General features: G+C 71.4%; 10 protein-coding genes. 4 read left to right on the forward strand and 6 right to left on the reverse strand.

The annotated features are described in order from the left end of the window. The first annotated feature begins 167 nt into the window (after nt 1-167). Together DLJ58_RS26095 and DLJ58_RS26100 are read left to right on the forward strand one after the other, a co-directional pair. Entirely contained in the window at nt 168-2273 is a 2106-nt protein-coding gene (locus DLJ58_RS26095) for a TRAP transporter permease (protein ID WP_124860181.1), read from the forward strand. After that, nucleotides 2270-3289 carry a TAXI family TRAP transporter solute-binding subunit gene (locus DLJ58_RS26100; RefSeq protein WP_124860183.1) on the forward strand — a complete coding sequence of 340 codons (1020 nt, stop codon included), beginning with the start codon at nt 2270-2272 and terminating at the stop codon, nt 3287-3289. The genes DLJ58_RS26095 and DLJ58_RS26100 overlap by 4 nt, the downstream gene beginning before the upstream one ends. A gap of 9 nt (nt 3290-3298) precedes the next feature. On the opposite strand, the gene DLJ58_RS26105 is transcribed toward DLJ58_RS26100, so the two are convergent. Then, a complete protein-coding gene (locus tag DLJ58_RS26105) occupies nt 3299-3835 on the reverse strand; it encodes a hypothetical protein (RefSeq protein ID WP_112675791.1) in 537 nt (178 codons plus the stop codon). Next, on the reverse strand, nt 3836-5716 hold the full coding sequence (gene dnaG / locus DLJ58_RS26110) for a DNA primase (RefSeq protein WP_124860185.1): 1881 nt from the start codon (nt 5714-5716) through the stop codon (nt 3836-3838). It lies immediately after the preceding gene. A 135-nt stretch (nt 5717-5851) separates the two neighbouring features. On the opposite strand from dnaG, the gene DLJ58_RS26115 reads away from it, so the two are divergent. Continuing rightward, nucleotides 5852-7057, forward strand: coding sequence for a low temperature requirement protein A (locus DLJ58_RS26115; RefSeq protein ID WP_124860186.1), 1206 nt, complete (start codon nt 5852-5854; stop codon nt 7055-7057). A 7-nt stretch (nt 7058-7064) separates the two neighbouring features. Here the strand turns inward: DLJ58_RS26115 and DLJ58_RS26120 are convergent, their stop codons facing one another. From DLJ58_RS26120 to DLJ58_RS26130, 3 genes are all read right to left on the reverse strand, one after another. Beyond that, nucleotides 7065-7913, reverse strand: coding sequence for a siderophore-interacting protein (locus DLJ58_RS26120; RefSeq protein WP_124860188.1), 849 nt, complete (start codon nt 7911-7913; stop codon nt 7065-7067). A 15-nt stretch (nt 7914-7928) separates the two neighbouring features. Beyond that, nucleotides 7929-9194 (reverse strand): deoxyguanosinetriphosphate triphosphohydrolase, encoded by a 1266-nt coding sequence (locus DLJ58_RS26125; RefSeq protein WP_124860190.1) that lies wholly within the window; start codon nt 9192-9194, stop codon nt 7929-7931. Nucleotides 9195-9295: 101 nt separating this feature from the next. Then, a complete protein-coding gene (locus DLJ58_RS26130; RefSeq protein WP_124860192.1) occupies nt 9296-9649 on the reverse strand; it encodes a VOC family protein in 354 nt (117 codons plus the stop codon). A gap of 253 nt (nt 9650-9902) precedes the next feature. Here DLJ58_RS26130 and DLJ58_RS26135 point away from each other — a divergent pair, with 253 nt between their 5' ends. Continuing rightward, on the forward strand, nt 9903-10403 hold the full coding sequence (locus DLJ58_RS26135; protein ID WP_112590338.1) for a roadblock/LC7 domain-containing protein: 501 nt from the start codon (nt 9903-9905) through the stop codon (nt 10401-10403). 42 nt (nt 10404-10445) lie between these two features. Here the strand turns inward: DLJ58_RS26135 and ppdK are convergent, their stop codons facing one another. Further along, nucleotides 10446-13154 carry a pyruvate, phosphate dikinase gene (ppdK, locus tag DLJ58_RS26140; protein WP_124860194.1) on the reverse strand — a complete coding sequence of 903 codons (2709 nt, stop codon included), beginning with the start codon at nt 13152-13154 and terminating at the stop codon, nt 10446-10448. Between the last annotated feature and the right edge of the window lie 366 nt (nt 13155-13520).

The following is a 13520-nucleotide window of genomic DNA, read 5'->3' on the forward strand; positions in this document are numbered from 1 at the left end:
GCGCAAACGAGCCCGACGCGAGCACGACCGACGCAAGCAAGCCCGACCCGACCACGACCGACCCAAGCGAGCCCGACGCGAGCAGGCCCGGCGCAAACGAGCCCGACGCGAGCACGGCCGACGCAAGCGAGCCCGACCCAAGCACGACCGACCCGAGCGGGCCAGGCGTGTCCGAGCGGGCGACTCGGGACCTGGCCGCCCAGTTCGAGGACGAGAAGCCGGGGCGCGTGCTCTCCGGGCCGGCGGGTCTGCTCCTCGCCATGGCGGCGCTGGCGGTCGGCGCTCTCGCCCTGTGGCAGGTGTTCCGCCCTCTGTCGCAGGGCAGCAAGTACTACCTGATCATCTTCCTGGCCGGCGTACTCCCGCTGGTCTTCCTCGCCTACCCGGCCGACCTGCGGCTGCCGGCCCGCCTCCGCGCCCGGCGACGACGCACCAACCGCGCCGAGGCCACCGAGAACGACAGCGACAGGCGCACCCCGGCACTCGCGTCGTCGGGGCCCACAGTGGCCGACTGGGCTCTGGTCGTCCTGGCGGTCGCGGCCTGTCTCTACCCCGTCCTGCCGATCCACATCGGCAGCGGTGGCGGCGGCTACAACGCGTTCCTCGATCGGCAGGGCCTGCTGGCGCCGACGGATCTGGTGCTGGGCACCGTCCTGCTGCTCCTGCTGCTCGAAGCGTGTCGACGTACCACCGGTTGGATCCTGCCCGCGGTCTGCCTGCTGTTCCTCGGCTACGGCTACTACGGCGGGTTGTTGCCGCAGTCCTGGCCGGTCGCGCACGCCGGGCTCGACTTCAGTCAACTGGTCGACGCGTTCTACAACTCCGACAGCGGCTTCTACGGCACGCCACTCGACGTGGCCGCCTCGTACATCGTGCTGTTCACCATCTACGGCGCGGTGCTGGAGTTGTCCGGGGCCGGGCGGTTCTTCGTCGAGTTGTCGGCGGCGGCGTTCCGACGTTCCCGTACCGCCGCCGGCCGGACGGCGGTGGCCTCGGGTTTCCTGCTCGGCACCGTCTCCGGCTCCGGCGCGGCGACGACGGTGAGCATCGGCGCGGTCACCTGGCCGCTGCTGCGCCGCGCCGGCTACCCGCCGGAGCGGGCCGGCGGCATGTTGGCCGCGGCCGGGGTGGGCGCCATCCTCTCCCCACCCACCCTGGGTGCGGCGGCGTTCATCATCGCCGAGTACCTGGGCGTCTCGTACCTCCAGGTGCTGGGCTGGGCAACGGTACCGACGGTGCTCTACTACCTCGGCATCCTGCTCGCCGTGGAGATCGACGCTCGCCGGTCCGGCGTACGCCCCGTGGTGATCGACGTCGACTCGCCCTGGCGGCTGCTGGCCCGGTTCGGCTACCACTTCGCCTCGCTGATCGCCATCATCGTGTTCCTCGCCGTCGGTGTGTCCGCGACGCGTGCCGTCGTGTTCGCCATCGTCGTCGCCGCCGTGCTCTCCTACCTGGACCGCACGCACCGACTCACCCCGGACCGGCTGGTGACCGCGCTCGTCACCGGCGTACGTGGCGTCCTCGCCGTCACCGCGGTCTGCGCCACCGCCGGCATCATCACGGCGACCACCACGAAGACCGGCCTCGGGCCGCAGGCGGCGGCGCTGCTGATCGGCGGGGCGCAGGCGGCCACCTCGGACCCGACGCTGGTGCTGGTGCTCACCGCGCTGCTCGCCGCCGTCGCGCTGAGCCTGCTGGGCCTTGCCGTACCGGTCACCGCGTCGTTCGTGATCGGTTGGGTGATCGTCGGTCCGGCCCTGCTCGACCTGGGCGTCACCGCGCCGGCGGCGGCGATGTTCGTCTTCTACTTCGCGGTGCTGTCCGAGGTGTCCCCGCCGACCGCGCTCGCCGCGGTGGCCGCCGCCGCGGTCACCGGCGGCCGGCTGGTGCCGACCATGTGGCAGACCCTGCGGTACGCGCTGCCGGCGTACCTGACCCCGATCGCGTTCGTCATCACGCCGGCCGGCCTCGGTCTGCTCGGCATCGGCGGCGTCCAGCGAATCGCGTTCGCCGCCGGAGTCACCGCGCTCAGCGTGGCGGTGCTCGCCGTCGCCGCCGGTGGCTGGCTGCCCGGCGTGGGCCCGGCCGGCGCCCCGGAACGGGTGCTGGGCGCCCTCGCCGGTGTCACCCTGCTCTGGCTCGAACCCGTGCCGGTCACGGTCGGCGCGGCGCTGGCCGCCGTCGCGGCGGCGGGCGTGTTCATCCGACGCGGCTCCGCCGACCGGTCATCGTCCGGATCACCAGCCAATCCTGTGGAGGAACAACTGTGAGACGAATCGACATACGGCTCGCGGCGGGCCTGAGCGTGCTCGCACTCGTCACGGTCGGTGCCGCGGGTTGCGGAGGTCAGCAGGGCGGCGCGGCCACTGACGACACGGCCAGCGACGTCACCTGCGAGGTGACCAAGGAGACGCGCGTCGGCATCGCCACCGGCAACGCGACAGGCGTCTACTACGTGGTCGGCAACGCCCTGGCCGGGCAGTTGTCCGGGACGACCGGCGGCAAGCTCACCGGCACCGCCGCCGAGACCGGCGCCTCCGTGCAGAACATCGAGCAGCTCGTCGGTGGCCAGTACGACGTGGCGTTCTCGCTGTTCGACACGGCGGTCAACGCGGTCGAGGGCAAGGGCAGTTTCACCGCACCGCAGCCGGTGCAGGCGCTGACCCGCATCTACGACAACTACACCCAGGTGGTGGTCCGCAACGACTCCGGGATCACCTCGGTGGCCGACATGCGCGGCAAGCGGATCTCCACCGGTTCACCGAAGTCCGGCACCGAGGTTATCGCCAACCGGCTGTTGGAGGCCGCCGGCCTCGACCCGGCCAAGGACATCCGGGCGCAGCGACTGGACCTGACCAAGACGGTCGAGGGGGTCAAGGACGGCAGCATCGACGGCTTCTTCTGGTCTGGCGGTCTGCCCACCGGGGGCCTGACCGACCTGTTCACCACCGCCGGCGACTCGGTGAAGTTCGTCGACATCGCGCCGTTGCTGCCGAAGATGGCCGCGCTGAGCCCCGGCTACCAGGAAGGCACGATCGGCCGGGACGCGTACAAGACGGCTACCGACACCCCGACGATCGTCGTACCCAACGTGTTGTTGGTCCGTAAGGACCTGGACGCCAATGTCGCCTGCGCGATCACCCGGACGGTGTTCGACAAGCGCGACGCGCTGGCCCAGGCCAACCCGGCGGCCAAGGGGATCTCGCTGGAAAAGGCCCGCAGGACCCTGCCGGTGCCGCTGCACCGCGGCGCGGAGAAGGCGTTGAAGGACCTGGGCGCGAACTGACCCGGCCGGTCAGGTGTCGGCCGGCGCGGTGGCGGCGCGGGCCACACCGACCAGCCGGTCGGTCTCGGCGAGCAGGGCCTCGTCGTCCGCCGGAGTGCCGGGGTCGAGTCGGACCGTCCAGGTCAGACCGTCGACCCCGGCCACGCGCCGGGCCGCGACCCGCGCGGCGCCGCCGGGCACCGGCTGGTGCTCGGTGTACGCGACCGAACGGGTCACCCGGGCCCGCACCTGGTGCGGCAGCTCCCCCGGGTCGAGCAGCAGGTACGTCTCGGCCGGACCGTCGGCGACCACCGTGTAGCCATCCCGCTCGACGAGCGGCTCGGCGGGGGTGACGGTCAGCTCCCGGCCGGACCAGACCGCCTTGAGGATGGTGTGCCAACCGAGCCGGTGCCCTCGACCGGGCAGCCACAACCCGAGGTTGGTGGCGACCACCACCCCGTCGCCCTCGCCGTTGCCGGCGGCGGCCCAGGCCAACACCCGTTCGTCGGCGGTCAGCGGCGGCCGGTCGGCCGGCGGCAGCTTCGGCTTGCGGCTGAACAGTCCCATTTAGAGGCCTCCCGCAGCCTGCTCGCGCAATGCCCGGGCGTGCTGCTCCAGGGACAGCAGCTCACCGAAGGCGGCGAAGTACTCGTCCTTGTTGTTGACCGGGTTGATCCGCTGGATGCGTGACTTGAGGTCCCGGACCCGGGCGGTCACCGACCCGAACTGCACGCGGGCCATGGTGATCGACACGTAGCGCGGGTCCGGTTCGCCGTCGATCCGCAGTGGTTCGACGGCCAGCTCACCGACCAGCGCCGCAGCCGCCAGGTCGTCGCAGGCGTCGCGGACCGACTCGATCCAGACCGCGCCGCCGGTCGCCGACGCGGCACCACCGGCCGCCGCGATGGCCGTACGCACCGCGACGTGCACCGGGTGGCGGTATTCGGTGGCCTCGACCGCGTCGAACATCGGCCCGGCCAGGACCGGTTGCTGGAGGGCGAGTTTGAGCGCCTCCCGCTCGACCATCGACTGCGGGCTGTCCACCGCCGGCTCCGGGCGGGCCGAGGTTGGCCGGGCGGCGGGGGCGGCCTCGCGGGTGCCGGACGGCAGAGTGTTGCCGGCGGCGAGCACCGCCCGCTGCACCGGCTCGATCTCCATGCCGAGGTCCATGGCGAGCTTGCGGACGTACTCCGGGCGCTTCTCCCGGTCCTTCAGGCGCGCGACCAGCGGCGCGGCGTGCCGCATCGCCTCGACCCGGCCGTCGACGGTGTCCAGGTCGAAGCGGCTGATCACGTGTCGCAGCGCGAAGTCGACGAGCGGCTCGCGGCGGGCTACCAGGTCACGCACCGCCAGGTCGCCCTTGGCCAGCCGCAGGTCGCACGGGTCCATGTTGTCCGGACTGACCGCGATGAACGTGCGCCCGACGAAGCGCTGGTCGTCTTCGAAGGCACGCAGCGCGGCCTTCTGCCCGGCGGCGTCACCGTCGAAGGTGAAGATGATCTCGCCGGCCACTTCGTCGCTGTCGAACAGGAGCCGACGCAGGACGGAGATGTGGTCCGCGGCGAAGGCGGTGCCGCAGGTCGCCACCGCCGTGGTCACCCCGGCCAGGTGACAGGCCATCACGTCGGTGTAACCCTCGACGATCACCGCACGACCCTGCTTGGCGATCTCCCGCTTGGCCTGGTCGATGCCGTAGAGCACGTGCGACTTCTTGTAGATCGGCGTCTCGGGGGTGTTGAGGTATTTCGGGCCGTCGTCGTCGTCGAAGAGCTTGCGCGCGCCGAAGCCGATCACGTCGCCGGCGAGGTCGCGGATCGGCCAGAGCAGCCGGCGGCGGAACCGGTCGATCAGCGAGCCGGAGCGGGCCTCCCGGGACAGCCCGGCGGTGACCAACTCCTGGTGGGTGAAGCCCTGCTGGCGCAGGTGCTTGGTGAGCAGGTCCCACCCGTCCGGCGCGAAACCACAGCCGTAGCGCTCGGCGGCGGCCCGGTCGAAGCCGCGTCGGGCCAGGAACTCCCGTGCCGGGCGGGCGCCAGCGGTGCCGAGCTGACCCCGGTAGAACTCGACTGCGGCGGCGTGCGCGGCGACCAGGCGCTGCCGCTGACCCTGCTGCGGGCGGGGACGCGGGGTGCCCTTGTCGTCCTCGATGTAGCGCAGTTGGATGCCGGCGCGGCCGGCCAGCCGCTCGACGGACTCGACGAAGCTGAGGTGGTCGGCGTCCATCAGGAACTTGATCGCGTCCCCGCCGGCCCCGCAGCCGAAGCAGTACCAGACGTTGCGGGCCGGAGAGACGTTGAACGACGGGCTCTTCTCGTCGTGGAACGGGCACAGACCCTTGAGGTTGCCGCCGCCGGCGGACTTCAGGGTGACCGTCTCGGAGATCACATCCCCGATCGAGGTGCGTTCCCGGACCAGTGCGATGTCCTCGTCCCGGATCCGCCCAGCCATGCGCCACCCCCTCGCCGTACATCCTGCCCTGCCGGACCGACGACACGCCGGCCGGGGGACGCCGGTGTGGCGACCACCGCTGCCGGCTGGGCGGTTCGGGCCCGCGAGCCGGGTCCGCGCGGGGACCATGACCAGATGCGCCGGGTACGGACCGAAGCCCCCCGCCTGCCGAGATGGTTGGCCGACCTGGTCGGGCTACCCGATCAGACCCCGGGTGCGGACGAGGCCGGACATCGCCATGCCACCTGGCTGGAACTCTTCCTCGACCTCATCTTCGTGTACGCGCTGGCGGCGGTGGTGGCCCGGCTGGGCAACGAGCCGAGTCCGTCGCCGAGGGCCGTGCTGGCCGTGATCGGGCTCTTCGTGGTGATCCAGTGGGCCTGGATGGGGCAGGTGTACTACGACACCCGGTTCGATCCGGACGACGCGCTGCACCGGGTGCTGGTGCTGGTCGCGTTGGTCGGCGCGGGCGCGATGACGCTCGGGGTCGACGAGGTGCCGGAGAGCGTGCTGCTGCCGGTCGGGTACCTGATCGTGCGAGGTGTGCTGCTCCTGCTGTACCTGCGTGCCTGGCCGACCAGCCCGAGCGCCCGGATGGTGACGACGGTCTATCTGATCGGCTTCGGGTCGGGCTGGTTTATCTGGCTGGTGTCGTTGGCCGTGCCCACCGAGCTGCGTCCGGTGCTGTGGGTGATCGCGATGGTCATCGAGCTGGCCACGCCCTGGGTCGGGGTGCGCTGGCTCAACCGCTGGCCGGTGGACAACCGGCACCTGCCGGAACGGATCGGGCAGTTCACCATCATCGTGCTGGGTAGCGCGCTGGCCAGCCTGCTCTTCGCCGTGCCGGACCATCCCCCGCCACACATGATCCTCACCGCCGCGTTGGCCTTCCTCATCCCGGCAGCGGTCTGGTGGGTGTACACCACCTTCGTCACCACGCGACTCCTCCAGAGTCGCCTGCGCGGCGGGCAGGCGTACAGCTACCTGCACATTCCGCTCGGCGGCGCGCTGCTGCTGCTCGGCTGGGCGCTCGGGCAGGTGGTCCGGCTGGTCGACGACAACGCCAATCGACTGCCGCTGGAGTTGCGGCTGCTGCTGGGCGCCTCGATGGTCGTCTGGACGGTCTGCGGGCTCGCCCTGTACTGGTTGTGGACCCGACCGAGCGTCGCCCGGTTGGCGATCGCCGCCTACGGGGTGGTCTCGGTCAGCCTGATCACCGCGACGGTGCACCAGCCGAGGCTGATGCTGTCGCTGCTCTCGCTGGCGGTGGTCGGGTACGCCGTACTGCTCAGCCGTCGCCTCGCCCGGGCCGGTCAGGAGACGAACACGCCCGAGGGATGACCGGCGCTCAGGCCGCCGCGGCGGGCGCCGGAATGGCCGTCTCCTCGGCCGCCACCTGCTGGTTCCAGTCGGCCTTGGTGGAGCGCCAGCCCTCGTCGTCCATGCCGCGCCGCCAGTAACCGGAGATGGAGAGCCGGTCGAGGGGTACGCCCCGCTCCCCGCGCAGCAGCCGGCGCAACTCCCGGACGAAGGCGGCCTCGCCGTGCACGAAGGCGTGCACCTGGCCGACCGGGAACTCCAACGTCCGCACCGCCGCGACCAGCGCCTCGCCCACCGGGCGTTCACCGCGATGCAGCCAGGTCAGCTCGACCGCCCCGGGGCTGAGCAGCTTCTGCTCCTCCGCCGGGTCGGCGATCTCCACGAAGACGTGGGCGGGGGCACCCAGCGGCAGGCGCTCCAGGGCGGCGGCGATCGCCGGCAGGGCGCTCTCGTCACCGACCAGCAGATGCCAGTCGGCGTCCGGGTCCGGGGCGTACGCGCCGCCGGGGCCGACGAAGTGCACCGGATCGCCGGGACGCAGCGCGGCGGCCCAGGGGCCGGCCAACCCCTCGTCGCCGTGGTGCACCACGTCGACGGTCAACTCCCCGGCCAGCGGGTCCCAGCTCCGCACCGTGTACGCGCGCAGCCGGGGCCACTGCTCCCGGGGCAGGTCTCGGCGGATCGCGGCGAGGTCCAACGGCTGCGGGTACGCGACACCCGGCTGCGGGAACACCACCTTGATGTAGTGGTCGGTGAACTCGCCCACCGGCAGGCCGACCAGTTCGTCCCCACCGAGGATGAGCCGGATCAGGTGCGGGGTGGGCCGCTCGGTGCGCAGCACCCGGGCCGAGGTGACGTTCCTGGGGCGTTCCGTCATACCGGTTAGGCTAGCCTAAGTTGACGTGTGATCAATCGGGGGTGTCCCGTTGCCGACCAGGCGGGTGTGCCAGGTCACCGCCGCCGGGTCGGTGAGCGAGGCGACCTGGTCGATCACCACCCGCAGTCTGGCCCGGTCGTCCGGGGCGGCCCGCCACAGCGGGGCGAAGATCGGATCGAGCCCGTCCGGGGCGCGCCGGACCAGCGCGGCGACCAACTCCGCCAGCATGGTCCGCTGCCGCTCGTAGCGGCCCCGGAAGCCGCTGCGACGCATCACGTACCGCAGCGCGATGCCCTTGAGCAGCGCGCACTGCGCCCGCACCAGGCGGGGCACCACCAGATCAGCGGCGTAGCGGCGGTGCGGACCCGGACCGAAGCGCTCCTCCGTCGCCGCCACCGCCGCAGACACGAACAGCCCGGTCACACCACTGGTGGTGGCCTTCAACGCGACCTGCGCGCGATGACTGCCGTCGTACCCGGCGAGCGGGGCGAGCAACGGGCCGGCCAGCAGATCGACCAGCACCTCGGCCAGATCCGTCGCGGACTCCCCGGAGTAGGCGGCGGCCACGTCGGCACAGAGCGCGGCCCGCTCGTCGGCGTCGGTGAGCAGCGGGTGCAACGTGACATAACCACCGTGGATGCCGTCCTCCACGTCGTGCACCGAGTACGCGACGTCGTCGGCCCAGTCCATCACCTGGGCCTCCAGGCAACGCCGGTCGCCGGGCGCGCCGGCGCGGATCCAGTCGAAGACGGCCGCGTCGTCGGCGTACACCCCGAACTTGCGCTCCCCCGGCCGGCGCGGCCAGGGGTACTTGCCGATCGCGTCCAGCGACGCCCGGGTCAGGTTCAGCCCGGCGGACGAGCCGTCCGGGGCGAGCACCTTCGCCTCCAGGCGGGTCAACACCCGCAGGGTCTGCGCATTGCCCTCGAAGCCGCCGCACGGCGTGGCGAGCAGATCCAGCGCAGCCTCGCCGTTGTGCCCGAACGGCGGGTGCCCGAGGTCGTGGGCGAGCCCCGCGACGTCCACCACGTCCGGGTCGCAGCCCAACCGGGCACCCATCTCCCGGGCGATCTGGGCCACCTCCAACGAGTGCGTCAGCCGCGTACGCAGGAAGTCGTCAGTGCCGGCGGTGTGCACCTGGGTCTTGGTGGCCAGCCGGCGAAACGCCGCCGAGTGCAGCACCCGGGCCCGGTCGCGCTCGTACGGCGACCGGCGATGCCCGGTGTCCTTGGGCGGCTCCTCGACCAACCGGGCGTCCGCCGCCCCCGGCTCACTTCTCACGCAGCCGGCACAGTTCGCGACTGCGGGGCTCGCAAGACCGGCTCACTCCTCGCGCTCACGGGGCTTCAACAGTTCGCGACTGCGGGGCTCGCAAGACCGGCTCACTCCTCGCGCTCACGCAGTACGCAGAACTCGTTGCCCTCGGGGTCGGCCAGCACCGTCCACTCGACGTCGCCCTGACCGATGTCGACGTGCCGGGCGCCCATGTCGACCAGGCGCTCGACCTCAGCCTCCAGATCGGCGGGACGCAGGTCGAGGTGCAGCCGGTTCTTGCGCTCCTTGCCCTCGGTCACCGGCACGAAGACCAGGCCGGGCAGGCGATCGGCGGACTGGCGGATCTCCACCTCGTCGGGCTTCTCGGTGACGACCTGATAGCCGAGCGCCTCAGCCCACCAACGGGCCAGTCGGGCCGGATCGCGGGCGTCGACAGTCAGGCTCTCCCAGACACTCGTCATGCAGTCACCTCTTCCCGTTCGACGCGGCGCCCAATCGGCCGTGTGCGAGCGAGCCAAGATTACGCCCGCCACCACTGCTCGACCCGCTCACGACGCATCGACGAAGGGCACACAACCACCGATTGGCCCGCAGTTGCCGACCGATCGCCGAGGGTTACGGGCTCGCGGCCGGAAGTCGCCACCGGTAGCGTTCCCAGCGCGGAACGTAACCAGCCGACTGACACGCAGAGCCGACCGGTGAGGGGTAACGCTCGTGGACGCAGACACGGTGATGGGAACGGAGCTACGCGGGTTGCGCCAGCGACGACCCGACATCGCCGGCACCGTGCTCGCGGGCACCGACGGCCTGCTCATCTCCAGCGACCTACCCAGCACCGACGCCACCCATCTCGCCGCGCTCGCCGCCGCCAGTTTCGGGCTCGGGCACCGGGTGGCCGACACCGTCCGGCAGGGTGAGTTCCGGGAGTCGGTCGTGTGCACCACCGCCGGCTGCGTGGTGACCTACCCGGCCGGGCGCAGCGCCCTGCTGACCCTCGTCACCGCGTCCGCGGCGGGGGATCTGGAGGCGCTGCACGAGGAGGCACGGGCGGTGGCCCGCCGAGCGGGGTCGTTCCTGGACGTTCGCGGCGGAGGCATCGGCGCGACGTCCGTACCGGACGCGCACGCCCCGCTGGCCACGCGTACCCCGATGGCGACCCTGCCGGCGCAGTTGCGCCGCTCGTCCCGGCCCACCTGGCGTCGCCCGCCGATCTGAGCGCCGGCGGCGGCCGGGTGACCAGGCCGCCGCCGGCGTGCGTCAGCGGCTGTCCGACCCGCCGGTCTCCACCACGGCCCGGCCGGCCTCCAACCGGGCCACCGGCACCCGGAACGGCGAGCAGGACACATAGTCCAGGCCGACCTCGTGGAAGAAGTGCACCGAGTCCGGGTCGCCACCGTGCTCACCGCAGACACCGAGCTTCAGCCCGGGCCGGGCGGCCCGACCCTCCTCGGCGGCGATCCGCACCAGCCGACCGACGCCGTCGCGGTCGATCGACTCGAACGGTGAGATGCCGAAGATGCCCAACTCCAGGTAGCGCCAGAAGAACGCACCCTCGACGTCGTCGCGGGAGAAGCCCCAACCCATCTGGGTCAGGTCGTTGGTGCCGAAGGAGAAGAACTCGGCCGCCTCGGCGATCTGCCCGGCGGTCAGCGCCGCCCGGGGCACCTCGATCATGGTGCCGATCAGCACCTCGACGCCGCTGTCCCCGACCACCTCGGCGATGATCTTCTCGGCCTCGGCGCGGACCGTCTCCAACTCCTGCACGGCCCCGACCAGCGGCACCATGATCTCCGGTTTCGCCACCCCGCCGCCGCGGGCACAGCTGACCGCCGCCTCGGCGATGGCCCGGACCTGCATCGCGAACAGGCCGGGGATGACCAGGCCGAGGCGTACACCCCGCAGCCCGAGCATCGGGTTCTCCTCGTGCATCCGCCGGACGGCGGCGAGCAGCGCCTCCTCCTTGGCCACGTCCTCGCCGCGTTCCTGGGCGACCGCCACGTTGACGGCGAGCTGCTCCAGCGGCGGCAGGAACTCGTGCAACGGCGGGTCGATGAGCCGGACGGTGACCGGCAGGCCGTCCATCTCGCGGAAGATCTCCTCGAAGTCGGCCCGCTGCAACGGCAGCAGCGCCGCCAGCGCCGCCTCCCGCTCGCCCGGGGCACGGGCCAGGATCAGCCGCTCGACCAGCTCCCGCCGGTCACCGAGGAACATGTGCTCGGTGCGGCACAGCCCGATGCCCTCGGCGCCGAAGCGCCGGGCACGGGCGGCGTCCAAGCCGGTGTCGGCGTTCGTGCGGACCGCCAGCCGACGCTTCCCGTCGGCGTGCGTCATGATCCGGTGTACGGCCCGGACCAGCGCGTTGTCGATGTGCTCGGGGTCGAGGCTGCCCTCGAAGTACTGCACGACCTCGGAGGGCATGACCGGCACCTCGCCGAGGTAGACCTTGCCGGTGGTGCCGTCGATGGACACCACGTCGCCCTCGGTGACGGTCTGCCCGGCCACGGTGAACCGCTTCGCCGGCACGTTCACCTCGATCTCGTCGGCACCGGAGACGCAGGTCTTGCCCATGCCCCGGGCCACCACCGCGGCGTGGCTGGTCTTGCCGCCGCGCGAGGTGAGGATGCCCTTCGCGGCGATCATGCCGTTCAGGTCGTCCGGGTTGGTCTCCCGGCGCACCAGGATCACCGACTTCCCCTCGGCGGCCAGCTCGACGGCCCGGGCGGAGGTGAAGACCACTGTGCCGGACGCCGCGCCGGGCGATGCGCCGATGCCCTTGGCGACCGGTTGGAACTCGTGGTCGAGCTGGAAGCGCGGGAACATCAGCTGGGCCAGTTGCGCGCCGTTGACCCGGTGCAGCGCCTCATCCAGGTCGATCAGGCCCTCGTCGACGAGTTGCCCGGCGATGACGAACGCGGCGGCGGCGGTGCGCTTGCCGACCCGCGTCTGCAGCATCCACAGCTTGCCGCGTTCGATGGTGAACTCGATGTCGCAGAGGTCCTTGTAGTGCCCCTCCAGCCGAGCCATGATGCCGAGCAACTCGTCGTAGGACGCCTTGTCGAGCTGCTCCAACTCCTGCAACGGCACTGTGTTGCGAATGCCGGCGACCACGTCCTCACCCTGGGCGTTGGCCAGGTAGTCGCCGTAGATGCCCTGCGCACCGCTGGCCGGGTCACGGGTGAACGCGACCCCGGTGCCCGAGTCGGGCCCGAGGTTGCCGAACACCATGGTCACCACGTTGACCGCGGTGCCCAGGTCGGCCGGGATGCGCTCCTGGCGGCGGTAGAGCACCGCGCGCTCGGCGTTCCACGACTCGAAGACCGCCCGGATCGCCAGGTCGAGCTGTTCGCGTGGCTGCTGCGGGAACTCCCGACCGGTGTGCTTCAAGAAGATCTTCTTGTACGCGTCGACCAGCCCACGCAGGTCGCCGGCGTCCAGATCCAGGTCGTTGTGGGTGCCCTTGGCGTGCTTGGCCTCGTCGAGCGCGTGCTCGAACTCCTCGCCCGGCACCTCGCAGACGGTCTTGCCGAACATCTGGATGAGTCGCCGGTAGGAGTCCCAGGCGAACCTGTCGTTGCCCCCCGCCTGCGCGGAGAGCCCGACCACGCTCTGGTCGTTGAGACCGACGTTGAGGACGGTCTCCATCATGCCGGGCATGGAGAACTTGGCACCGGAGCGGACGGAGACCAGCAGCGGGTCCTGCGGGTCGCCGAGGCGCTTGCCCATCTCGCGCTCCAGCGCTTCCAGGTGCGCCTCGATCTGGCCGGCGAGCCCGTCCGGCTCCCGTCCCGTCGCGAGGTACGCCTGGCACGCTTCGGTGGTGATGGTGAAGCCGGGCGGGACGGGCAGGCCCAGGTTGGTCATCTCGGCGAGGTTTGCCCCCTTGCCGCCGAGCAGGTCCTTGAGTTCCTTGTTGCCTTCGGAGAAGTCGTAGACGTACTTGTGATCGACGGTCTCTTGCGCTGCCACCAGAGCCTCCACAACACACGCGCCGGATTGACACTTAACGAAGGTTCAGTTTTCTTCTTCCCCGGGACGGACCGCCGGTAATCCCGGGGTCAACGTCGATCGGTGGGCGAAGGTTAAGCGAACATCGAGTGACCTGGGACCGTTCGGTGACAATTGGCACAGCCATCACGACTATCCGTGTTCGTACCGGTTTTTGGGAACGCTTCCATGCGCACCATCACGCATCCCGGCTGTGCGTCGTACGCTTGACGCCACGCCAGCCGGTGAACCCCACTTTTGCCATAACCGACGCGAATACACCCCCCGGAGTCGCCGCCGTGTCGACCACCCCCTCCCCCGTCGACAGCGGCACGGGGACGGCGGTGG

Source organism: Micromonospora arida, assembly GCF_003857035.1.
GTDB classification, from domain to species: Bacteria; Actinomycetota; Actinomycetes; order Mycobacteriales; family Micromonosporaceae; genus Micromonospora; species Micromonospora arida.

Excerpts from the sequence above, each read along its gene's own strand:
- DLJ58_RS26115 (WP_124860186.1), top strand. The coding sequence starts at position 5,852 with ATGCGCCGGGTACGGACCGAAGCCCCCCGCCTGCCGAGATGGTTGGCC.
- DLJ58_RS26130 (WP_124860192.1), bottom strand. The coding sequence starts at position 9,649 with ATGACGAGTGTCTGGGAGAGCCTGACTGTCGACGCCCGCGATCCGGCC.
- DLJ58_RS26120 (WP_124860188.1), bottom strand. The coding sequence starts at position 7,913 with ATGACGGAACGCCCCAGGAACGTCACCTCGGCCCGGGTGCTGCGCACC.
- DLJ58_RS26105 (WP_112675791.1), bottom strand. The coding sequence starts at position 3,835 with ATGGGACTGTTCAGCCGCAAGCCGAAGCTGCCGCCGGCCGACCGGCCG.
- dnaG (WP_124860185.1), bottom strand. The coding sequence starts at position 5,716 with ATGGCTGGGCGGATCCGGGACGAGGACATCGCACTGGTCCGGGAACGC.